This window comes from Sunxiuqinia rutila (assembly GCF_050589705.1).
Lineage (GTDB): Bacteria > Bacteroidota > Bacteroidia > Bacteroidales > Prolixibacteraceae > Sunxiuqinia > Sunxiuqinia rutila.
In genome coordinates, this window is sequence record NZ_JBNGOT010000009.1 from 68,147 (window position 1) to 91,201 (window position 23,055).

The window sequence follows — 23,055 nt, forward strand, 5'->3', positions numbered from 1 at the left end:
AAAAGAGGAAAACTTGTTTAGTATTGTTGATATCGAAACAACCGGGCAGAGCGCACAACATGGAAAAATCACAGAAATTGCGATCTATGTTCATAACGGAACTGAAGTTGTCGACTCATTTGTCAGCCTGGTAAACCCGGAATGTCACATTCCTTATTTTATCACAAAACTCACCGGTATCGACAATGAAATGGTAGCGACTGCCCCCAAGTTTTATGAAATCGCCAAGAAAATTGTGGAACTCACTCAAGGTACCACTTTTGTGGCCCACAATGTGAGTTTTGACTATCGCTTTATTCAGCAAGAATACCTGCGGTTAGGCTATGAGTACAACCGCAAAACCATGTGCACCGTCAAGTTAAGCCGGAAGTATCTCCCCGGGCATCCCTCCTACTCGCTTGGTAATCTTTGCGATGATTTGGCCATCCGTATTGACGGCAGACACCGCGCGGGCGGAGATGCTCTTGCAACCGTAAAGTTGTTTGAAATCATTCTTCAAAAACACATTCAGCCCCCTGCCGGAGGAAACATCCAGCAAACGCTTTTCTAGCTTTAAAACCACAAACTCCATTCGGAAAATACTTTCATCCACATTTCTTTTTCCCTAACTTGTCAGCTGTCTGCGATGAATAATCCGACCAATGAGTATAATTTAACACCAACAGCATGACTCAAAAAATTAAATGGGGCGTTTTAAGTACGGCTAAAATTGCTTTGCAGAAAGTTATTCCCGCCCTCCAAAAAAGCCAGTATTGCGAAGTTTCAGCCATTGCTTCACGCACCCTCGAAAAGGCCAGTCAGGCAGCACATGATTTAGACATTGTCAAACATTATGGCTCGTATGAAGAACTGCTAGAGGACCCGGAAATTGAGGCCATTTACAATCCGCTGCCCAACCACATGCACGTTTACTGGACCATGAAAGCCTTGGAAGCCGGCAAGCATGTACTATGCGAAAAGCCTATTGGGATGAATACAGAAGAAGCCCAGGCACTGGCTGAAGCTCTTAAAAATTTCGCGAATTTGAAAGTGATGGAAGCATTCATGTATCGCTTTCATCCGCAATGGGAAAAAGTATTTGAACTGGTCAAAAACGGAGCTATTGGAGAGGTCAAAACCATGCAGTCATTTTTTTCCTATTTCAACATCGACCCGCAAAACATCCGCAACCAGGCTGACATTGGCGGTGGGGCTTTAATGGATATCGGCTGCTATTGCGTTTCCTTTCCCCGGTTTATCTTTGAGGAAGAGCCTGTGCAGGTGGTCGGGCACATGGAGTTTGATCCGGTTATGAAAACCGATCACCTAACCATGGGGATGCTTCAGTTCCCTTCGGGGAAAACAGCCAGCTTTACCTGCTCAACACAGCTTATCCCATTTCAGCAAACCAATATATTCGGAGACGAGGGCCACATCTGCATTCAAATTCCAGTCAATGCCCCTCCTGACGCATCTACTCAGATAACACTACGCACCAGGGAAAAAACAGAAGCGTTTACCTTTCCTCCGGTCGATCAATACACCTTGCAAGGTGATGCTTTTTCGCAGGCTATCCTTCAAAACACCACCGTTCCAACGCCTCTAACAGATGCCATTGGAAACATGAAAGTGATTGATGGGCTGGTTGAAAGCACACAAAATAGGCAATGGATTACGCTCGATTAAGCACAAAAAAAAACCTCGCGATTTGCGAGGTTTTCCAATATTTATTGCACCTGTGATTTTTACTTACTTCACTTTATCAACTACAGCTTTGAAAGCAGCAGGTTGGTTCAGGGCTAAATCAGCTAATACCTTACGGTTGATGTCGATGTTGTTCTTTTTCAACAAACCAATTAACTGAGAGTAGCTCAAGCCTTCCTGGCGAGCTGCAGCGTTAATACGTTGAATCCACAATGCGCGGAAGTTTCTCTTTTTGGTTTTCCGGTCACGGTAAGCATAAACCAATGCTTTCTCATGAGCGTTTTTTGCTACTGTCCAAACGTTTTTACGGGCACCCCAATAACCTTTAGTTTGCTTGAGGATTTTTTTTCTACGAGCCCGAGATGCTACGTGATTTACTGATCTTGGCATAATCTTAAATTTGTGAGTGGTTAGCGTCCCAAAAGCCGGGATCTTTACAGCTAATACCCTCTGTTATAAACTCTAAATAAAATTGAAAAAGGATTTGATTACTTCATGTTAAGCATCAGCTTCACATTTTTCTCGTCAGCTTTGTCAACCGTTCCCCAGTAGGTCAGGTTTCTCTTTTGCTTCGTGCTTTTTTTAGTCAGGATGTGACTTTTATAAGCATGCTTCCTTTTCAGTTTTCCGGAGCCGGTTAATTTAAACCGTTTTTTTGCGCCGGATTTGGTCTTCATTTTTGGCATCTTTCTAAATTTTATATTCGAAGAATATTATTTCTTCTTTTTAGGTGTAATAAACATGGTCATTCTTTTCCCTTCCAGGCGAGGTAATTGTTCCACCTTTCCAAGTTCTTCCAATTCAGTGGCAAAACGCAGAAGCAAAATCTCACCTTGTTCTTTAAACAGGATCGAACGACCTTTAAAGAACACGTATGCTTTTACTTTTGCACCTTCTTTTAAGAATTTCTCAGCATGCCTTAACTTAAACTCAAAATCGTGGTCATCGGTATTCGGTCCGAACCGAATTTCTTTAACCACCACCTGCACAGCCTTGGCTTTCATTTCTTTTTGCTTCTTTTTCTGCTGATAAAGAAACTTTTTGTAGTCTATAACTTTACAAACCGGAGGATCTGCTTTCGGTGAAATTTCAACCAAGTCAAGTTCCAGTTCATCGGCAATTTTAAGCGCTTCTGACAAGGAATAAACTCCCTGGTTCTCGATATTATCACCAACTAGGCGCACCTGCTGTGCACGGATACGCTGATTGATATTATGCTGTGGAGCCGTGTCCACTCTTCGTCCTCCTCGATATGGGCGTTTTTTTATTGCGATAAGAAAAACCTCCTATTCTTTTTAGTTATAAAATGATGCTAATTGTTCTTTTACTTCTTTAGCGATGAATTCAGAAAAAGCTTCTTTGGTCATTGTTCCCTGGTCGCCTTCGCCTTGCTTGCGCACAGAAACACAACCGGTTTCAGCTTCTTTCTCACCGACTATTAATAAATACGGGATTCGTTTTAACTCGTTATCCCGGATTTTACGACCGATCTTCTCATTCCGATCGTCAATTAAGCTGCGAATATCGGAATTATTTAGAAAACTTGAAAGATTTTCGGCATATTCATTATATTTTTCACTAATTGGCAAGATGACAACCTGATCGGGTGTTAACCACAAGGGGAATTTCCCGGCCGTATGTTCAATCAGTACCGCCACAAAACGTTCCATTGATCCGAAGGGTGCACGGTGAATCATCACCGGACGATGACGGTTATCATCAGCCCCAATGTATTCAAGTTTGAATCGTTCGGGTAAGTTATAATCAACCTGAATGGTTCCCAGCTGCCAGCTTCGGCCCAAAGCATCTTTAATCATAAAATCCAGCTTGGGACCATAGAATGCAGCTTCGCCCAATTCTGTAACGGTGTTTAATCCTTTTTCCTCACAAGCCTCAATAATGGCTTGTTCGGCCTTATCCCAATTTTCAGACGAGCCGATGTACTTTTCCGGTTTTTCCGGATCGCGCAATGAAATCTGGGCCGTATAATCTTCAAAGTTCAAGGCTTTAAAAATGATGAAGATAATATCAATCACCTTTTTAAACTCATCCTTCAACTGATCCGGACGACAGTAAATATGGGCATCGTCCTGGGTGAAGCCACGCACACGAGTCAATCCATGCAACTCTCCACTTTGCTCGTAACGGTATACCGTTCCGAACTCCGCCATGCGAACCGGCAAATCCTTGTACGAGCGAGGTTTGAACTTATACAACTCACAGTGGTGGGGGCAGTTCATGGGTTTCAGCATGTACTCTTCACCCTCAGCCGGTGTTTTTATGGTTTGAAATGAATCGGCTCCATACTTGGCATAGTGCCCCGATGTTTTATACAGATTGATGTCTCCAATATGCGGGGTGATCACCTGTTCGTAGCCAAATTTCTTTTGTACTTTCTTCAGGAAATCTTCCAACTGCTGACGCAACATGGCACCTTTGGGCAACCACATCGGCAAGCCCTGCCCTACTTCCTGCGAAAACGTAAACAGTTCCATTTCCTTGCCAATCTTCCGGTGGTCCCGCTTCTTGGCTTCTTCCAACAGTACCAGGTACTCTTCCAACAGTTTTTGTTTCGGGAAAGTTACCCCATAAACACGGGTCAGCATTTTGTTTTTCTCATCGCCGCGCCAATATGCTCCGGCAATCGATGTTAACTTTACAGCTTTGATGTAGCTGGTGTTGGGCAAGTGCGGCCCACGACACAAGTCTGTGAAGCTGCCTTGATTGTAAAGGGTAATGGTTCCGTCCTCCAGCTCGCTGATCAATTCCAGCTTCAGCTCATCATTTTTATCGGTAAACAATTTCAGGGCTTCGTCTTTTGAGATATCCGTCCGGGCAATCTCATTCTTCTGACGAGCCAGCTCAATCATTTTCTTTTCAATTTTATCCAGGTCTTTATCCGAAAGTTGTTTTCCTTCCGGCAAGTCAATGTCATAATAAAATCCGGTATCAACAGTTGGTCCAATACCAAATTTTGTTCCCGGGTAAAAACTTTCAATGGCTTCAGCCATTAAGTGAGCCGAAGAGTGCCAAAAAGTTTCTTTTCCTTCACGGTCGTCCCAGGTATGCAGTTGAATGTGGGCATCTTCTGTAATGGGTCGGTTCAAGTCCCAAACAGAACCGTTCACCGTTATTGCTAAAACGTCTTTAGCCAAACGGTTACTAATTGCCTTTGCAATCTGAAGGCCGGTAGTTCCACTTTCAAACTCCCTAACACTGTTATCTGGTAATGTTATTTTAATCATCAGTATCGAATTATGGATTTTATTTTCAGGCTGCAAAGATAAGTATTATTCGCTGACTGTGACAAGTGTTAACCAATTATTTCCATACCTAAAAACGACAAAAGGGAGGCTTTTCAGCCCCCCTTTCTTTTCTTTTACAGAAATCTAAATTTCAATATTGCTTACCGTACGCTAAGTGCAATTCCGGCATTGTAAGAGGTGTACTCTGCTTTATTAACCGATGCAAAAATATTGAAGAAAGCCAGTTTCAGGCGCAAACCAGCATCCAGACTCAGGTTTGAAGACTCGAACCGCAATTTAATCGGATCGACCTGATCTTCAAAAGACAGCCCGGCATTATTAAAGTCATTAGGAACAGGATAAGTCCCCAACAAGTCCACTTTTGAACTGCTTTGGCTGTTTCCAATACTTCCGAAAATGGTTAAAATGGCAATCTTCTTGGAAACAATCAATCCAAACTTTTTCGTGTTTGTTTCAATATCTAATTCCTGATTTTCATACTGCCCGGTATTTAAGTCAGCTAAGCGACTATCGTAATCCTCAGGCGTAAACGAGATTCCGGTATTGGCTGTAATGTTTGAGTAAGATGCAAAAACAGCAGCATCAAACGGCAGGTGTTTCAATCCCGGAATCCAGTCTTTAAAACTATGTTTTACCCCCAAACCAAACATACCAACTTTGGTTTCTTCATCACTATCGTCTTCCAGGTTAAACTTAAGTTCGGGTACGTAGCGAACCAACACGTCGGTATGAGGTAACAAACCAATTCCCAACTGAGCAACAGGAACAGGCACAATGTCAATTTCAGTTCCGCCCGGAGCATTGAAGCTATACAGAACCTGACTCTTATCCAGCGGATTCAAGACATTTAGCGTTGGCCCTTGAGCGTCGTTTCCCGAAATAGTTGGTGCCATAGAATTTGAAGGATCAGCCAAGGCAATGTTGTTAAAACTAAACTGACTCAAATCAAATGCCTTTGCTGATCCCGGAACTTTAACCGCACTCACGCTCATTGAAAAGTCAAAACCAAAGCGCTTATGTGTTTCAGCAGTATAGTACCAGCCATTGTTCAAACCATCGCCCAACGACTGAGCAAATGGGTTCATATAAGACTGAATTAACATGCTGGCATCTTCCGGTCCAGCTTTCAGGTACTCCACAACATCAGACTGAGCCGAAGCCACCGAGACAAGGGCAGTCAAGCTAAGTAATACAAGTAATTTTCTCATTTTGAATAAAAATAAAATTGGTGTTAATCTTGCTATTTAAGTTTTCGTTTTTACACATCGTTCCGTCTTCACCCAATAAATTCGCAGGGAAGTCCGTTGTAATTATTCTGTAATATCGTGGACCTATTTCCCAAACTTTTATTATTATCAACTTTCTTTTTTCAAAAAAAAAACAAAGCTTTGACGGCTAAAAATAAATATTACCATGCATAAGTTTGTATTTTCTTTCTTCCTTTTTCTGACCCTTGGATTGCCTTCCATCGCGCAGAAAACATTGACGCTTGCCGATTTTTATCAGCAGCATACTTTTAACCAAAAATCAGTAAACGGACTTTATTCCTCAGCCAATGGACTTTACTACACAGTCCTGGAGAATAATAAACAGATTGTCAAATACAACTACAAAGATGGAAAAAAAGTTGAAACAGTTTTTGATCTGGACAAGTTAGAAAACGCGCCGATCAAATATTTTTCAGCCTATTCATTCAGTCTTGACGAAACTAAAATTCTACTAACTACTGAAAGAGAAAACATTTACCGCCATTCCTACAAGGCCAATTACTATGTCTGGAATTCAGTGACTGAAGAGCTTGTGGAACTGTCGGCAAAAGGCAAGCAGCAAGAAGCCACTTTCTCGCCCGATGGCGAACGCATTGCCTTTGTGCGCGACAACAACCTGGTTATAAAAACGCTGCGTTTCGGAACAGAAAACCAGGTGACGACAGATGGTAAGAAAAATGAAATCATCAACGGAGTTCCGGACTGGGTGTATGAGGAAGAATTTAGCTTCAGCAAAGCTTTTGCCTGGTCGCCCGACAGCAAATTCCTGGCCTACATTCGTTTTGACGAAACGGAGGTTAAAGAGTACAGCATGAAAAAATTTCAAGGCAAATCCCCTGCCCTGAGTAAAAATGAAACCTATCCGGGAGAGTACGTCTACAAATACCCCAAAGCCGGCGAAAAAAACTCCGTGGTTTCCGTGTTTGCTTATGATATCAAGTCGAAAACCAAGGTTGAAGTTGATTTGGGAGAAGAAACCGACATCTACGTTCCCCGCATCAAATGGACCGCAGATGCCAACGATCTGGCCATTTTCCGCTTAAACAGACGGCAAAACGAAATCAACATTCTTTTTGCCAACCCATTTACCGGAGACAGCCGTTTGTTTTATTCTGAAAAGAATGAGCGCTACCTGTCGGAAGACTTTTTAGACGACTTCATTTTCCTGCCCAACAACGACTACTTTGTTGTTAACAGCGAACGCGATGGCTACTCGCACCTTTATTTATACGACCGTCAAGGTTTCGAAGTCAGACAACTTACGCAAGGCGAATTTGATGTAACCGACTTTTATGGCTTCGACCACAAGAAAAAAATATTTTACTACCAGGCTGCCAAAAAATCGCCCATGCAGCGCGAGATCTATTACACCAGCCTCGATGGTAAAAAACAAGGCATGTTAAGCCAGCAAGAAGGAACCAACAAAGCTACCTTCAGCAGTGGATTTCAGTATTTCATCAATGAATTCACCAACCTGGAAACACCCAAAACATTCAGCTTGTATGACAACAGTGGCAAGCTTGTTCGGGTGCTGGAAGACAACAACGAGCTAAAGCAAAAAGTAGCTGAATACGACATCAGCCCAAAAACTTTTTTCAGTTTTGAAACTTCGGAAGGTATCAGCCTCAACGGCTGGATGATTAAACCGTTGAATTTCAACGAATCAAAACAATACCCAGTGGTAATGACCCAGTACAGTGGTCCTAATTCGCAGCAAGTGCGTGATGAATGGTCGGTAAGCTGGTACAATTACCTGGCCCAGGAAGGCTTCTTAGTGGTCTGTGTCGATCCTCGTGGTACGGGGGCCCGTGGTCAGGATTTCCGAAAAATTACCTACATGCAATTGGGGAAATACGAATCCGACGACCAGGTTGAAGCAGCTCGTTACCTGACAACACTTCCCTATGTTGACAAAAACAACATTTCCATTTGGGGATGGAGTTATGGCGGTTTCATGACCTTGCTTTCCATGGAAAAAGGAGGAGACCTGTTTAAAGCCGGAATTGCAGTTGCCCCGGTTTCAAACTTCAAATTTTACGACACGGTTTATACCGAACGTTTTATGCGCACCCCAATGGAAAACCCGGATGGCTATGAGGACAATGCTCCGCTAAATCACGCCGAGGACATTACCGGACACTTGCTATTGGTTCACGGATCAGCCGATGACAATGTTCATCTGCAAAACAGCATGGAAATGTCGGAAGCCTTGGTGCAGGCCGGCGTTCAGTTTGACATGGCCATTTACACCAACCGCGATCACGGCATTTACGGTGGAAATACCCGCATGCATCTCTATCAACGAATGACTGATTTTCTGAAAAGAAATTTAAAATAAGCTCAAACAAAAAGCTGTTGCTCGTTACGAACAACAGCTTTTTTTCTTTGAAATCCTTTTCTCCATAAAACTCCAGCTGCTTACCCCTCCACGGTATTGAGTTGTGCAGCAAAAACACGTCTTTCCAACTGCGCCAACAACACATGCTTTTGCGGTGTAAAGAAATTATGCCGGTCGCGCACAAAACCAAAAGACAAGGGCGACACCTCTTCCAACTGCGCCTGAAAAGACGCGCTGTAATATTGCTGATCCACAGCAACCGACTCGACAAAAAACAACAAAATACTTTTCTGCAACAACCCTTTAAAGTCAAGTTCTACCCGACTCAACAAGCTGGCAGAGTCAGTCAAAACCTGTTCGCCAAAGTTGTAAGTTTTATAAATCATGGCATCCAGTTTTTGATTTCGAGCCGCCTTCGAAAAAGCGGTCAGCAAACCATCCGCCAAATCTTCTTTCACGTCCTGAACATCATCCAGCAACTGCAGGTAGGCACCATAACCAAACAAGAAGTACTTTTCTTCTTCGCTTAAACTCCCGGCAATTAAATACCCATCAGCCAATACCGATGCGCCTCCTTTGGCCAGGCATATACGAATAGCCTCTTCCTCCGACATTCCTTGCCGACCAAAAAGCGCCATGCTTTGCGTTTGCGCCTGATGAATCCCTAAAAGCGAATCAAAAACCTGCGGATATTCCTGCCGGTCGTACTGGCCTTCGATCATACCTACCAAAGCATAAATTTTTTGCTCCTGTTCGTTTATTGGATCAACAGCTCTCCCTGCAAGCCGCTCGGCAAAGCGAAGGCTAAAGGCCTGCTTTTCGCTGCTTGAAATTTCAGGATCATCTACAAAATTATCGGTGTAAGGATATAACATGCTATACGCAAAAACAGAAGGTGTTAGCTCCACCAGACGTCCTAGAATAAGCTGCAGGCCGGTCATAATCCAGACATTGCGGCAGGCCTGAAAAATACTTTGAATAGGAAGTTTCGAGTCAAATTTACGGGCTTGTTTTATAAAAGCCTTCGTCGCTTTCATCATCTCGTCGGAGAACATCAAATCAATCTCCTCATGCGCATATGAAAACGCGTTTTGAAACAACTCGCGCAGCTGGCCAAGCACAAATCCATCCAAAGCATTCGATTCCGAATAGGCTTTCAGCAAGTCCCCATCCAGTTTTTTCATCGACTTAAAAAAGGCATCCACAACAACTTCTTTCCGTTGTTTCTCCTCCCGATTCACCGGAGCGCCCCAAGCCGATTGTGCTTCAGAAGTTTGATACCATAAATCGGTAAATTGATTGGTTAGCAGATTTATTTCCATTTTATTTCTTTCGTGTTTTTTCGATTTCTTTCATCAAATCAAGTGAAAATCATCAACAATTCCCTCAACTATCCGACAAACGTCAGAAATTAGTCGATAAATCTCGGTTCCCGAAATCTGATTCCCGTTATTATTCGGAATCAGCGTTCACTCCGGGTAAGATATTCAATTTGAATGGTTAAATTGCAGCAAAATAAAATGAACTATGGATCGAGTTTTATCAGAACATGAACAGCTGTTTTTTAATGATGGTTACCAACTCGGCCAAAAGGCGGCGAAAAACGGGTACCGTGAGGAAGATTTGTTTCAGGCCTTAAAACAGCAATACAAAGCCATTGACCAATTGATTGATTCAATAGCTATGGTAGCGAAACAGCAAGACATGCCTATTCATTGCCAAAAAGGATGCAGCTACTGTTGCCATCAGGCGGTTTTTGCCAATTCCTACGAATTGCACTACCTCGGCCATTTCATGCAGCAAACACTACCGAAAGAGGAAATTCAACATGTTTACGATACGGCGCGCACCAAAAACCAGACTACCTCGAAACTGGAAGAGCAAACCATGCTGAACTACAAAAGTCCTTGCCCCTTATTAAAAGACAATGCCTGCTCGGTATATGAAGCGCGCCCCATGGCCTGCCGCATTTACCTTTCAACGAAGCTCAGTACCTGCCGGGAGTTTTATCAGAATCCGGAGAACGAAGACAACTACCCGGCCCTGTTGGATTTTCCGCTGATGGCTGGTCGCATGATGAATGAAGGATTTATGGCTGCCTTAAAAGAAAAAGACATTGAAATCGCTGAATTTCGGATGGAAGAGGGCTTGCAGAATTTACTTGCTCCCCGCTAGTCGTCTCCGGGAGGAGTTGAACCTCCCAAGCCTCGATCCACCGGTCCCGTTTTTGCCCTTCCTTCAGGTGGCGTAGTTCCACCTAAAGCCCGGTCGGTAGCTGGACTTCCTTTTAGCGAATTATCCTCATTCTCTTCAGGAACGAATGAATCATGATGCTTTTTTTGTTCTTTCATAACTAGATGTTTAAAGTCATAAACATGACAATTGAAATAATTCCCAAGATAAGGGTGGCAATCGTTAAACTGTTGATCCGATCAATCTGTTCCAATCGCTTAAGGGCATTGGCACGACTGTAGTTTCCGCCATCAATTTCAGCAATGGTTTTATTGTGTTTATTTTTCGCCCATATATGAGAAGCCAGGTTGACCAGCAAGGTAATCACCAGCAACAACCACCCCACAACCAAAAGCAACTTAAAGCGGGTGCCTTCCAAGTCACCCGTTACGTCCTTAACAAAAGCCATAGACACTCCAATAGCTCCGGCACTGATGTATGCCAGTTGCTTTTCAAAGATCTCATTACTACGGGTGACCAACCCCACAAGCTCGTTCCGGTATTTTTTCAAAGGTTTCGAGAGTTTCTGTGCCATCGTCAGGTAAATTTTAATGGTTTAGGCATTTAACTTGGTACGAATAGTTACAATGCGTTGTTGTCGCTGCATGGAATAGCTTTGACTGTTTCGGTCCACAAAGACAAGCAATTCCATGGCTTTTCGGTAATAAATCTGCTGCCGTAAAAAGGTTTCATCCTCCAGAGCCACATCTCCCAGTTGTTCCAGCAAAACGGCAAATTGCTCCATATTTTCATCCGCCAACAACTTCTCCTGCACAAGCTCAATAAAAGCGGCATTATCCAGAAAAAGCAGATCGTTCAACTTAAAACCAAGTTCATCCTCAAGTTCGTGTGCCACCGAAGCAATTTCAGCCGATGGCTGCACCTCTTTCTTCTGAAGTCTCAAAATCAGGCGAGCCAGAAAGGCCCCCATCTCCTGAATTTGATGAATCAAGTAATCTCGACGCTCCATAGCAGCTATTTACAGGTTCGATAAAATCTAAAGTTAAGTACAATTATTCAATTTGGAATAAGCTGATATAGAACAAAGAATATTATTTTTGTTTTTATGAAACCCGGAAAACCTATTCTCCTGCTACTGGCAAGCCTGCTTTTTTCAATCCAATTAGTTGCCCAACGAAACAATGCAACCCTATGGGGAAAGGTGACCGGCGAAAATGGGCAAGCCATCGAACTGGCAAACATTGCCATAAAAAACTATCCGCTTGGAACGGTTACCGACTCTAAAGGCAACTATCTGCTGCGCATTCCTGCAGAAAAGGAACTTACCTTGATTTTTTCGTTTATGGGCTACCAAGCCATTGAAAAGGTCGTACAAGCCAAACAAGAAGAGCGTTTGGAGTTGAATATCCAGCTTCGCATTCAGCCCAACACCATTGACGAGGTGCAGGTTTCGCGCCGGAAAAATGGGCACGGAACCATGACCCGCCTGGACCCGGCTTTCGCCAACCAGCTGCCCGATGCCTCTTCCAGCGGTATTGAAACGCTGATCAAAACCCTGCCCGGCGTTTCCTCCAACAACGAACTTAGCTCACAATATTCTGTTCGCGGAGGCAATTTCGACGAAAATCTGGTGTACGTTAATGACATCGAAATCTACCGTCCTTTCCTGGTTCGCTCCGGGCAGCAGGAAGGCCTTAGCTTTATCAATCCGGACATGGTATCAGCCATCGAGTTTTCAGCAGGGGGCTTCGATGCCCGCTACGGCGACAAAATGGCTTCGGTGCTGGATATCAAATACCGAAAACCCCTTGCATTCAGCGGCAGTGCCAGCGGCAGCCTGCTGGGCGGTTCGCTGCACGTGGAAGACCTGAGCAAAAACAAAAAACTGAGCTACACCGGTGGCGTTCGCTACAAAACCAACCGCTATTTGCTGGGAAGCCTGGACGAGAAGGGAGATTACAATCCCGATTTTATTGATATTCAAACCTACATCACCTACCACTTTACCGATCACTTCGACCTGTCTTTTCTGTGGAACCTGGCCACCAACAATTACCATTTCAAACCCGAAACCCGTGCCACAAGCTTCGGAACCTTTCAAACCGTTTACAACACCAAAATCTACTTCGACGGGCAAGAAAAAGACCGCTTTGCCACCACGCTGGGCGCACTGTCAGCCAATTACCATCCCAGCAGCAAGCTCAACCTGAAGCTGATCGCCTCTGCCTTTCGAACCAAGGAAGAAGTAAACTACGATATTCTTGGACGCTATTACCTCAACGAACTTGAACAGGACATGGCTTCCGAATCTGCGGGAGACAGTGTGCTCAATCTGGGAATTGGCTCTTTTCTGAATCATGCGCGAAACAAGCTATCGGCCAGAGTGGTCAGCTTTGCGCACAAGGGGGCTTACAGCAGTTCCAATCATCTTTTAAACTGGGAGATCAAAGCCCAGCTGGAAAACATTGACGACCGTGTCAATGAATGGGAGATACGCGACTCAACCGGCTACTCCCTGCCCTATTCGGATGAAAAGGTAGAACTGTTTCGTGTGGTCAACACCAACAATCAGATGAACAATCTGCGATTGTCGGGTCATCTGCAAGACACCTATGCCGTACCCATAAAAAACGGTGAACTGTACCTGACCGGCGGGCTTCGATTCAATTACTGGAACTACACCAACGAATGGCTGCTGAGTCCGCGTTTTTCAGCCAGCTATTACCCCAAGGAACAATCCAGGCTTGTCTTTCGACTTGCCGGGGGAAGCTACCAGCAGCCAGCTTTGTTTAAAGAACTGAAAGACCGGGACGGCAACATCAATCCCCGGATAAAAGCGCAAAAGTCAACTCAACTGGTACTGGGAACCGACTACCTGTTTCGGGCTTGGGACCGCCCGTTTAAACTAAGCTCGGAGGTGTTTTACAAATACTTTTCACACTTGATTCCTTACCAAGTTGACAATGTTCAAATCCGCTACCTGGGCGACCAGGAAGCAACGGGCTACGCTGCCGGATTTGACTTCAAAGTGAATGGCGAATTTGTGAGCGGGGTTGAATCGTGGGTGAGTGTATCGTTACTACAAACTCAGGAAGATATTATAGGCGATGGGTATGGTTGGATTCCCCGACCTACCGATCAGACACTTAACCTAAGCTTGTTTTTTCAGGATTATTTCCCTGGAAACCCCAGCTATAAAATGCACCTGGCGGCGTTTTACGGCTCACGGCTTCCTGTTGGCCCTCCCAACAGCGAACGCCATCAGGACACTTTTCGAATGCCTCCGTATCGACGGATTGATATTGGCTTTTCCAAAATTATTATTAGCCCTCAAAACCGCAGCGCGGCCAAGCTGCTCGCTCCCATCAAAGACCTGTGGTTAAGCCTGGAAGTCCTCAACCTGCTTGGTGTTCGGAATACAGTTTCGTACTTTTGGGTATCGAGTAATAGCGGCGATCTATTTGCCGTGCCTAATTACCTGACCGACCGAAAACTAAACGTCAAATTAACCGTAAAATTCTGATCATGAAACTTCCCATTTTCCAGGTTGATGCCTTTGCTGAAAAGCTTTTTCAGGGTAACCCCGCCGCTGTTATTCCGCTGAAGGAATGGCTCAGCGATGCACTGATGCAGTCCATTGCGTTGGAAAACAACCTGTCAGAAACAGCCTTTTTTGTACCCACCAAAGCTGGCTTTGAAATTCGCTGGTTCACCCCAAAAGCCGAAGTTGACTTATGCGGACATGCCACCCTGGCCACTGCACACGTCATATTCAATGAAGCCAGCTACCCACAAGACACGCTCACCTTTAGCAGCCGAAGCGGGAAATTAACGGTGACAAAGTCAGCCAACATGCTCCAGCTCAACTTTCCGGCAGATACCATTCAGCCCATTGATGAACCGCGCGAGTTAATCCGGGCTTTAGGCAAAGCCCCCAGGGCCTGCTTCCTCGGAAAATCGGATTACCTGTTTGTGTACGACAGTCAGCACGAGCTGGAGCAAATGCAACCCGACTTCGGAACCTTAAAACATACCGGTGTTCGCGGAATCATTGTCACGGCTCCGGGCAATACCTCCGATTTTGTTAGTCGCTTTTTTGCTCCAGGTTTAGGCATTGATGAAGATCCGGTAACTGGCTCAGCTCACACCACACTGATGCCCTACTGGACCGATCGCTTACAAAAACAAGAGCTTTCAGCCCGCCAAATTTCTTCACGCGGGGGGCTACTCCAATGCGCCTTGCAGGGCGACCGGGTTCTGATTGCCGGAAAAGCCGGAACCTTCCTGCGGGGCGAAATTTTCATTGATTCCTAACAAAGCCCAGAACATCGCAAAAAACTTTCCTTCCTGGTCCGTGTTTCAGCTTAATAACAAAACCGGCCAGTTGGCCGCTCAGGAATGGAAAGACTATGGAAAAACACGCCTATACCAACGAACTGATTCACGAAACATCGCCCTACCTTTTGCAACATGCACACAACCCCGTGCATTGGATGCCTTGGGGCGAAAAAGCCCTGCTTCGGGCGAAGAACGAGAATAAACTTCTGCTCATTAGCATTGGTTATGCCGCCTGCCACTGGTGTCATGTCATGGAGCACGAATCATTTGAAGATCCGGATGTCGCCCAGGTCATGAATACCCATTTTGTGTGCGTCAAAGTTGACCGGGAAGAACGGCCTGATGTGGATCAAATTTACATGAGTGCCGTCCAGCTAATGACTCAGCGTGGCGGATGGCCTTTGAATGCCATTGCCCTGCCCGACGGCCGCCCCATTTGGGGAGGGACCTATTTTCAGAAAGAAGTGTGGGTAGATGCCCTGCAGCAAATCCAGGCCTTTCATCTGCAAAACCCCGATAAAACCGAAGCCTATGCAGAACGTCTCAGCCAAGGAATAAGGGAAAGCAACCTGATTCCCGTCAGCCAAACACCTCAGCCGTTGGACATTCATCAACTGAAACAGGCTGTTTCCCGCTGGAAACAAAACTTTGATCAGCTTGAAGGAGGTCAAAAAGGAGCTCCGAAATTCATGATGCCCAACAACCTGCAATTCTTGCTGCGCTGGGCACACCAGATGAACGACCACGAAACGCTTGCCTTTGTTGAAACCACTTTGGAAAAAATGGCTCGCGGGGGCCTTTACGACCAAATTGGCGGCGGATTTGCCCGCTACTCCACTGACAGCTATTGGAAAGTGCCCCATTTTGAAAAGATGCTTTACGACAACGCACAACTGTTGAGCATTTATTCGCAGGCCTTTCAAAAGACACAAAACCCGCTTTACCAGCAAGTCGTCCAGCAAACCATTGCTTTTATTGAGCGAGAGCTGCACTCGCCGGAGGGCGGTTTTTACTCTTCGTTGGATGCGGACAGCGAAGGCGAAGAAGGTAAATTTTATGTGTGGCAAAAACAGGAACTTCAGGATTTACTGCAAACCGAATTTCCCTTATTTTCCGATTATTACCAGGTCAATGAAAACGGTTATTGGGAGCACGAAAATTACATCCTGCTGCGCCAACAATCCGACGAAACCTTTGCAACCAAACACGGCTTGTCGTTGAACGAACTCAAACAACGCGTAAAAAACTGGCAACAAAAACTTCTCGCGGTACGTGAACAACGCATCCGGCCGGGGCTTGACGATAAAATACTGACCTCGTGGAATGCGTTGACCATTTCAGGCTTAGTAGCCGCTTACCGGGCCTTTGGTGAAAATGTCTACCTGCACTTAGCCGAAAGAAACCTTCAGTTTCTGAAAGAAAAACAACTGACCTCCTCTGGTCTTCTGAGGCATTCCTATAAAAACGAAACCAGCAAAATTGACGGTTTTCTGGAAGACTATGCCTGTTTGATTCAGGCCTTGATTGACCTGTTTGAAACAACCGGCAACAGCAGCTACCTGAACGACGCGCAGCAGCTAACCCACAAAACCTTTGAGTTATTTTACGACCTTGAAAAGAACATCTTCTATTTTACGGCTGAAACACAAACGGATGTCATCACCCGCAGCATTGAGGTGCATGATAATGTGATTCCAGCCTCCAACTCCGTAATGGCAAACAACTTGTTTCGACTGGGGCATTTCATCGGAGAGCAGAACTACCAGAAATTGGCAGAAGGCATGCTTGAGAAACTGGTCGAAGATTTTAAAGTTTATCCATCCGGCTATTCCAACTGGATGCAATTGGCGCTCAGCCTCACCAGCAAGCACTACGAGGTGGCGCTTGTTGGCCAACAGGCTTTAGAAAAGCTCAAGGAGCTGCAAAAACACTACTTGCCCCACTGCCTGTTTTGCGCCAGTACAGCAGCCAGCCCCCTTCCTCTGCTAAAAAACCGGTTTAGTCCTTCCAAAACCTGGCTTTATGTTTGTCAGAATAGCAGCTGCCAGCTTCCATCCGAGTTGGTTTCAGAAACATTAAAATTACTTCTACCGTAAACATGTGCTTTATATAGCAGCACAAACCCCCAAAAGGCAACGCCCTCAATCTCAAAAACAGTCTTATCTTTGCTCGGCTCTTCGCAGGCATTTTGCTTATCAAGCAATTTCTGCAGAGGGCCAGCAATGATGAAGTAGTAACCGATCCGCATTCAGGCATGACAAACAATCAAAAAGGAATTCTATACGCTGTTGTAACCGCTTTCTTCTGGGGGTTTCTGGCTATTTTCCTGAAGATAGCCGTTCAGCAGGTGGCACCACAAACCATTGTTTGGTTTCGTTTTGCCATAGCCTTTGTTTTACTGGCTGGCTGGCAGTTAGCACACCAACCTCAAAGTATGCGCATACTGGCTCGTCCTCCTTGGCTGTTGGTTTTTGCCGCCATGGCCTTGTCGTGGAATTACCTAGGCTTCATGCTTGGCATTCATTATACCACTCCGAGCAATGCCCAGCTAATCATCCAAACCGGTCCCATTTTGCTCGCACTGGCCAGTGTCATTCTTTTTAAAGAAAAAATACGCAAACTCCAGCTTGTTGGCTTCCTTGTCGCTGCGGTCGGCTTTGCCTTCTTCTACAGTCAGCAAATTAAATTGATGATTGGACAGGAGAGCGAATACAATCTCGGCATATTACTCACCCTCAGTGGAGCCATGGCCTGGTCGGTGTATGCCATCCTTCAAAAGCGTCTGGTGCTTAGCCACTCAACGGCAAGCTTAAACTTATTTCTGTTTGGTTTTCCGGCACTTATTTACCTGCCATTTGTCGATTTTGCCCCTTTGCTTCAGCTAAGTTGGGTTTGGTGGGCCATCTTAATTTTCCTCGGACTAAACACTCTGATTGCCTATGGCAGCCTGGCACAAGCCTTAAAATACACGGAAGCCAACAAGGTAAGCATCATCATTATTCTGAATCCGATGATTACTTTTATCGTCATGGGCATACTGACCAAAATGGAAGTTTCCTGGATTGAAGGAGAGCAATTTTCGCTGCTTTCACTCTTGGGAGCCATTATTATTCTGTGTGGTGCTGTTCTTGTTGTTGGACGCAAAAAAAGAACCTCCGCTTCAAAGCGCTGAATTGGATTACCGTACAAGTACTTGCCCTGTCTGTTTCAGACTAAAATCAGAATAGCCGGATCGGGGAATTAGTTCTACATTTCCACACTTTCATCTTCAGATAACCTAAAAAAGGGACAGACTCAACTACTACCCAATCCCACACATCACACTACTAATAAGCAACCTACAGGCAACAAACAACACTCCAGACTGAGTTTGGCAAGGTTTTTTCACTTTTTAAAGTGAAACAAAAAACGAGGTACGGAGCATGAAGCGAGAGAATTCCACAAAGAAAAATATCATATCCGACGTAAATAGAGAAAGCTGCTTTCAGGAGCTAATTGAAGGTCGTTGGAGTCCACGGGCATTTTCAGATGAAGCGATTCCAAACGAAACTATTTTCAAGCTATTTGATGCCGGAAAAACCAGCATGTCCTGTTTTAACGAGCAGCCCTGGCGGGTTATTTTTGCCCGCAAACAGGATGAACACTATCCTCAATTATTTGACTGTCTGGGTGAATTCAATCAGAAATGGGTACAAACGGCACCTTGTCTCGGAGTTATTCTTGGTAAAAAGCACTTTAGCCGAAATGACAAGTACAATCGCCATCATCTGTACGACTCCGGTGCATTTATGGCCACAGTCACCTTCATGGCCGCCAGCCTCAACTTGTTTATTCACCAAATGGGCGGTTTTTCAACAGATAAAGTCATTCATCATTTTCAAGTTCCGGCTAATTACGAACCGGCAGCCATGTTTGTCATTGGCTCCTTGGGCGATCCGGATCAACTGCCAGATGACCTTCAGGAAAAAGAACTTAAAAGATCACCCCGCCACAAAGTAGAGCAGTTTGTATTTGGCGCCCAATGGGAAGTTCCCTATTTCGCGCCTCACGAAAAAGATTAGAAAAGCACGTTAAAAACATGAAATCATGAATAAAAACAATCAATACGCCACTATGGTAGAAGCCCTGAAGGAGCTGGACAAAAGAGGTTATACCCACAACTTCAGGGTGAACGAATACGGGCAGTTGGAAGAAAACAGAACCAGACACTACCCGCCATCCGAAGTTGAACTGCATGAATTCCATCGCTTTGAAGGAGCAACCAACCCGTCAGACATGAGCATTGTATATGCCGTACAAACCAAGTCGGGAACAAAAGGAACCGTGGTAGACTCCTATGGGGCAGGCGGTTCAGCCGTAACCTCAAAATTCATGAACAGCATCGACCAAAAACAATTTGAATAAAAGAAACATCAGCACAATAACAGAAGGCTGAGCAAGCTGATGATTTCTAAAAAATCTCAGCCAGAAATTTTAAAAAATTGAAACACTATGAGTGCAACAACAGACAAGATTAAAGGAAACTGGAATACCATTAAAGGAAAACTCAAGCAGAAGTATGCCGTATTAACAGAAGACGACCTGAATTATCAGGAAGGGCTGGAAGATGAACTCCTGGGCCGGATTCAACAAAAAACAGGTGAAACCAAACAGCAGATTAAAAACTTTATCGATCAGCTCTAACGATGAAAACTCCTGGCAGGAAAGAACTCTTAACTAAAGAGCCTGCCTGCCTTCGGATGACAAGGTTGAATAACCTCAAAAAGAAAGTTTATGGTGGGCTACGAAAATCAACTCTGGATTTTGCTTGACGTGCTTATTGCCGCCGTTCTTTCAAGCCTTATTGGTCTGGAAAGAGAAAAGCTTTCAAAACCGGCAGGGTTGCGCACCAACATGATTGTTGGTAGCATATCCTGCTTTTTTGTTTCGATCAGTCCCAACCTCAGCAACTTCATCCAATCGAGCATCGAAAGTGACTTAATCCGTGTTGATCCCATCCGGATTCTTCAAGCCATTATTGTGGGCATCAGCTTCATTGGTGCCGGCACTATTCTGAAATCCAAAGAAGAAAACACCGTCCAGAACTTAACTACCGCCTCCATTCTGCTTTACTCCACGGGAATAGGCATTGCCGTGGCTTTAAAAGCATACATCATCGCATTGGGCCTGGCACTAATTGGCCTACTCATCAACTCCCTTCACCATTGGCAAAGACTAAAAGCACTGTTTTCCAAACGTAAAAAATAACACGTACCGAATTGACCTACAAGAAGAATCACCTATCTTTGATTGAAAACGAAGGACATGCGACAACTCCCTTTTCTTTTTATGCTGATTTTTATGCTGGCTTGCTCCCGTCAGCCCGAAGGTAATATCATCACCGTCAATGGCATTATTCCACCCCAAGCACTTGGAAAAACACTGGAACATGAACATATCCTGGTGGACTTTTCGGGAGCCGAGAATTATCACCCCGAGAACTACAACCGACAGGAAGCTTTCAACCGAATTTTGCCTGAATTGGAAAAACTAAAACACCATGGTGTCCAATCGTTTATAGCATGCACTCCGCAATTTGTTGGCCGCGATGTGGTCTTGCTTAAGAACCTGGCTGATGCAACGGGCTTAAATATCCTAACCAACACCGGTTTTTATGGTGCTCAAAACAATAAGTTCATCCCCAAACATGTGTTTGACATGCCTGCTGAAGCTATTGCGGCCTTTTACATTGCCGAGTTTGAACAAGGTATTGAAGCCTCCGGCGTTCGTCCCGGATTTATAAAAACAGCTGTCGACAGAAAGCCGTTATCAAACTTTCACGTCAAGTTGGTGCGTGCCGCCGCCATCGCCCATAAAGCTACCGGATTGACCATCATGTCGCACACCGGACCTGCATTGCCTGCTTTTCAGCAATTGAAAATCCTTTCAGCTGAAGGCGTTGCTCCCGAAGCCTTTATCTGGACACATGCCAGTGATGAAGAAGACTGGACCAAGCTGGTAACAGCTGCCCAAATGGGGGCCTGGATTTCACTTGATAAATATGGCTGGGATGAAGAATTCTTAAAAGGTGAAGTCCTGGGTTATCTGAAAAAACAAGGGGTATTGGATAAGGTTTTAATTTCGCACGATGCCGGTTGGTACGATCCTAATCAGCCAGGCAAAACCATTCAGCCCTATACGCCGATTTTTGAAACCCTGATCCCCAACCTGAAAGCCAACGATTTTACGGCTGCTGATATTGACCAGTTGCTGATTCACAACCCGGCCAAAGCATTTACGGTTACCAAACGATTAATCTCCCAATCAAACTAAAACACCATGAAAAAAATTTTGTATCCAAGCCTTTTTCTATTGATCTCCTTGTTTCTCTTTTCGGCCTGTGCCACCCAATCAATCGGCAACGTGACCAACCCTCCCGGATTTTTACACGGCCTGCTGCATGGATTCATTATCCTGTTCAGCTTTATTGCCAGCTTGTTTACCGACTATGAAATTTACGCTTTTCCCAACACCGGCGGCTGGTACAACTTTGGCTTCCTGCTAGGGGTAATGCTGTTTTGGGGAGGCGGCGGTGCCAGCTCCAAAAAATGCCGGTAGCACTCAAACCAACCTGCCAAACCAGAAGCTTGATCTATTGCAAATAATAGTAGGCCTTATCGTGGTACCAACCTCCCATTCCAAGGAGGTTGCCGCGATGATCGGCAAACAGCTGCCTGATATCCAAAGCTGACACCTTTTCAAAGTCCATAAAATCGTGCGTACGGTAAACACCGCCTACTACAACAGCCATGTAATAATACTCTCCGACTTTCACAAAAATCTGGTTTTCCCGGTAATTGGTATGTCCGGAGTCCTGAAAAACTCGTTGCCAATTAAGTCCTGCATCCGCTGATTTATAGACATAAAAAGCGTTGTATCCCTGATCGCGCATTAACTTAATCAACTCATTTTCTTCGGTAAGGTACAACCGCTGAAGTAAAGGCGATTGCTCTATTACTTCCCAAACCGTACCTCCATTGGTTGATCTGTGTAGCGTATAATTCAACTCGACCTGCGTCAGTAAAAAGATTGTCCCGTCGGCCAGACTGCAAACGTCTACTAGCTCCTGCATAGGATCCATGCCCTCATAGTCTTCAATCCAGGTTTGCCCGCCATCAACAGAGTGTTTGATCCCCCTTTGCCAGCTAAAAGTCCACAAATAGTCATTCTCACTTACATGAAAGTCAAAGGCACCATCGGCTCCATAAGGGTGGGTAAGCTCCTGCCAGCTTTCTCCCTGATCAGAACTTCGAAACAAGGGTCCTCCCCAGCCTACCCGATAGATATTGCCATGGGAATCAACCTCCAGACTACTTGCATCGCACCCTGCACCTTCCACATACACTTGATCCCACTGGTACGGTTGTGCTCCCTGCCTGTAAAGCTTACATCCTGCAACTGCGAGGGTCAATTGATTTTCAACATCAAAAATCACATCCTCAAAATCATTGTGTGGCTTGAAATCCACCTCACTCCATTCCTGCTTTTTCAAAGCATAAGCTGTTAAATCAATCTGATTCAACAATTCCCCTTGCCGACTAAACAAATGCAAACGGGCCATTTGTTTGCCCGACGTATCTCCCAGCTTCCATCCAGTAAAAACCTGTCCTTCTGCATCAGAAAATAGCCGTTGATCATCCAACTGCCCGCCGCCGGTAAGCACCTCCAGCTCCATCGGATAGTTGCCATTATCCTGATGCAGTTGATCCATCAATTGCAAACCAACCTTATTATCAAGGTATTCTCCGACAAGACCAACTTGCTGATCGCCTTGCAAAACATGGTGAAGCTTAATAAGCGATTGAGTAGCTGGCCCCACATACCGGTCACAAGCCCCACAAACTATCATTAAAATACCTAAAAACAAGCACTTTCGAACGATTCTATGCCAAAATCCTTTTTCATTTAAATAGTTCATTGGTTTTGTTTT

At 44.9% G+C, this 23,055-nt stretch carries 24 protein-coding genes; 14 read left to right on the forward strand and 10 right to left on the reverse strand.

Annotated features, from left to right (window positions below):
- The first annotated feature begins 13 nt into the window (after positions 1-13).
- Both ACRD6K_RS12915 and ACRD6K_RS12920 read left to right on the forward strand, forming a co-directional pair.
- The gene (locus ACRD6K_RS12915) at positions 14-550 is read left to right on the forward strand and encodes a 3'-5' exonuclease (RefSeq protein WP_299580167.1); all 537 of its coding nucleotides are present in this window, start codon (positions 14-16) and stop codon (positions 548-550) included.
- Between the two features lie 116 nt (positions 551-666).
- On the forward strand, positions 667-1,665 hold the full coding sequence (locus tag ACRD6K_RS12920) for a Gfo/Idh/MocA family protein (protein ID WP_430973572.1): 999 nt from the start codon (positions 667-669) through the stop codon (positions 1,663-1,665).
- A gap of 63 nt (positions 1,666-1,728) precedes the next feature.
- Here ACRD6K_RS12920 and rplT read toward each other — a convergent pair whose 3' ends face one another.
- The 5 genes from rplT to ACRD6K_RS12945 form a co-directional block, all read right to left on the reverse strand.
- Positions 1,729-2,073, reverse strand: a complete 345-nt coding sequence (gene rplT / locus ACRD6K_RS12925) for a 50S ribosomal protein L20 (protein WP_299580160.1) — start codon at positions 2,071-2,073, stop codon at positions 1,729-1,731.
- 98 nt (positions 2,074-2,171) lie between these two features.
- Positions 2,172-2,369 carry a 50S ribosomal protein L35 gene (rpmI, locus tag ACRD6K_RS12930; RefSeq protein WP_299580157.1) on the reverse strand — a complete coding sequence of 66 codons (198 nt, stop codon included), beginning with the start codon at positions 2,367-2,369 and terminating at the stop codon, positions 2,172-2,174.
- 27 nt (positions 2,370-2,396) lie between these two features.
- Complete coding sequence (gene infC, locus ACRD6K_RS12935) at positions 2,397-2,918, reverse strand: translation initiation factor IF-3 (RefSeq protein WP_299580154.1); 522 nt, start codon at positions 2,916-2,918, stop codon at positions 2,397-2,399.
- Positions 2,919-2,978: 60 nt separating this feature from the next.
- Positions 2,979-4,928 carry a threonine--tRNA ligase gene (gene thrS / locus ACRD6K_RS12940; protein WP_430973573.1) on the reverse strand — a complete coding sequence of 650 codons (1,950 nt, stop codon included), beginning with the start codon at positions 4,926-4,928 and terminating at the stop codon, positions 2,979-2,981.
- A 161-nt stretch (positions 4,929-5,089) separates the two neighbouring features.
- Positions 5,090-6,157, reverse strand: a complete 1,068-nt coding sequence (locus ACRD6K_RS12945) for a DUF6588 family protein (RefSeq protein WP_430973574.1) — start codon at positions 6,155-6,157, stop codon at positions 5,090-5,092.
- 205 nt (positions 6,158-6,362) lie between these two features.
- On the opposite strand from ACRD6K_RS12945, the gene ACRD6K_RS12950 reads away from it, so the two are divergent.
- On the forward strand, positions 6,363-8,555 hold the full coding sequence (locus tag ACRD6K_RS12950) for a S9 family peptidase (protein WP_430973575.1): 2,193 nt from the start codon (positions 6,363-6,365) through the stop codon (positions 8,553-8,555).
- An 80-nt stretch (positions 8,556-8,635) separates the two neighbouring features.
- Here ACRD6K_RS12950 and ACRD6K_RS12955 read toward each other — a convergent pair whose 3' ends face one another.
- Complete coding sequence (locus ACRD6K_RS12955) at positions 8,636-9,877, reverse strand: class 1 isoprenoid biosynthesis enzyme (protein WP_430973576.1); 1,242 nt, start codon at positions 9,875-9,877, stop codon at positions 8,636-8,638.
- A 205-nt stretch (positions 9,878-10,082) separates the two neighbouring features.
- On the opposite strand from ACRD6K_RS12955, the gene ACRD6K_RS12960 reads away from it, so the two are divergent.
- On the forward strand, positions 10,083-10,730 hold the full coding sequence (locus ACRD6K_RS12960) for a YkgJ family cysteine cluster protein (protein ID WP_430973577.1): 648 nt from the start codon (positions 10,083-10,085) through the stop codon (positions 10,728-10,730).
- Here the strand turns inward: ACRD6K_RS12960 and ACRD6K_RS12965 are convergent.
- The 3 genes from ACRD6K_RS12965 to ACRD6K_RS12975 are packed head-to-tail and all read right to left on the reverse strand — an operon-like array spanning position 10,727 to position 11,757.
- A complete protein-coding gene (locus tag ACRD6K_RS12965; RefSeq protein ID WP_299580136.1) occupies positions 10,727-10,906 on the reverse strand; it encodes a hypothetical protein in 180 nt (59 codons plus the stop codon). The two genes, ACRD6K_RS12960 and ACRD6K_RS12965, sit on opposite strands and share 4 nt — an antisense overlap.
- Positions 10,907-10,908: 2 nt before the next feature.
- Positions 10,909-11,322: a hypothetical protein gene (locus ACRD6K_RS12970; protein ID WP_430973578.1), complete on the reverse strand. Its 414-nt coding sequence runs from the start codon at positions 11,320-11,322 to the stop codon at positions 10,909-10,911.
- Between the two features lie 21 nt (positions 11,323-11,343).
- A complete protein-coding gene (locus ACRD6K_RS12975) occupies positions 11,344-11,757 on the reverse strand; it encodes a hypothetical protein (protein ID WP_430973579.1) in 414 nt (137 codons plus the stop codon).
- A 96-nt stretch (positions 11,758-11,853) separates the two neighbouring features.
- On the opposite strand from ACRD6K_RS12975, the gene ACRD6K_RS12980 reads away from it, so the two are divergent.
- From ACRD6K_RS12980 to ACRD6K_RS13025, 10 genes are all read left to right on the forward strand, one after another.
- Positions 11,854-14,271 carry a TonB-dependent receptor gene (locus ACRD6K_RS12980; protein ID WP_430973580.1) on the forward strand — a complete coding sequence of 806 codons (2,418 nt, stop codon included), beginning with the start codon at positions 11,854-11,856 and terminating at the stop codon, positions 14,269-14,271.
- A gap of 2 nt (positions 14,272-14,273) precedes the next feature.
- On the forward strand, positions 14,274-15,062 hold the full coding sequence (locus ACRD6K_RS12985) for a PhzF family phenazine biosynthesis protein (protein WP_430973581.1): 789 nt from the start codon (positions 14,274-14,276) through the stop codon (positions 15,060-15,062).
- Between the two features lie 95 nt (positions 15,063-15,157).
- Positions 15,158-17,182 carry a thioredoxin domain-containing protein gene (locus ACRD6K_RS12990; RefSeq protein WP_430973582.1) on the forward strand — a complete coding sequence of 675 codons (2,025 nt, stop codon included), beginning with the start codon at positions 15,158-15,160 and terminating at the stop codon, positions 17,180-17,182.
- Positions 17,183-17,340: 158 nt separating this feature from the next.
- Positions 17,341-18,258, forward strand: a complete 918-nt coding sequence (locus tag ACRD6K_RS12995) for a DMT family transporter (protein WP_430973583.1) — start codon at positions 17,341-17,343, stop codon at positions 18,256-18,258.
- 250 nt (positions 18,259-18,508) lie between these two features.
- A complete protein-coding gene (locus ACRD6K_RS13000; RefSeq protein ID WP_430973584.1) occupies positions 18,509-19,147 on the forward strand; it encodes a nitroreductase family protein in 639 nt (212 codons plus the stop codon).
- Between the two features lie 25 nt (positions 19,148-19,172).
- The gene (locus ACRD6K_RS13005) at positions 19,173-19,490 is read left to right on the forward strand and encodes a hypothetical protein (RefSeq protein ID WP_430973585.1); all 318 of its coding nucleotides are present in this window, start codon (positions 19,173-19,175) and stop codon (positions 19,488-19,490) included.
- An 87-nt stretch (positions 19,491-19,577) separates the two neighbouring features.
- Positions 19,578-19,769 carry a CsbD family protein gene (locus ACRD6K_RS13010; protein WP_299580109.1) on the forward strand — a complete coding sequence of 64 codons (192 nt, stop codon included), beginning with the start codon at positions 19,578-19,580 and terminating at the stop codon, positions 19,767-19,769.
- A gap of 90 nt (positions 19,770-19,859) precedes the next feature.
- Positions 19,860-20,333: an MgtC/SapB family protein gene (locus tag ACRD6K_RS13015; protein ID WP_299580106.1), complete on the forward strand. Its 474-nt coding sequence runs from the start codon at positions 19,860-19,862 to the stop codon at positions 20,331-20,333.
- 57 nt (positions 20,334-20,390) lie between these two features.
- Positions 20,391-21,398, forward strand: a complete 1,008-nt coding sequence (locus ACRD6K_RS13020; protein ID WP_299580103.1) for a phosphotriesterase family protein — start codon at positions 20,391-20,393, stop codon at positions 21,396-21,398.
- A 6-nt stretch (positions 21,399-21,404) separates the two neighbouring features.
- A complete protein-coding gene (locus tag ACRD6K_RS13025; protein ID WP_299580100.1) occupies positions 21,405-21,683 on the forward strand; it encodes a hypothetical protein in 279 nt (92 codons plus the stop codon).
- A gap of 34 nt (positions 21,684-21,717) precedes the next feature.
- Here the strand turns inward: ACRD6K_RS13025 and ACRD6K_RS13030 are convergent, their stop codons facing one another.
- Positions 21,718-23,043 carry a WD40/YVTN/BNR-like repeat-containing protein gene (locus ACRD6K_RS13030; protein ID WP_430973586.1) on the reverse strand — a complete coding sequence of 442 codons (1,326 nt, stop codon included), beginning with the start codon at positions 23,041-23,043 and terminating at the stop codon, positions 21,718-21,720.
- Positions 23,044-23,055: the final 12 nt, after the last annotated feature.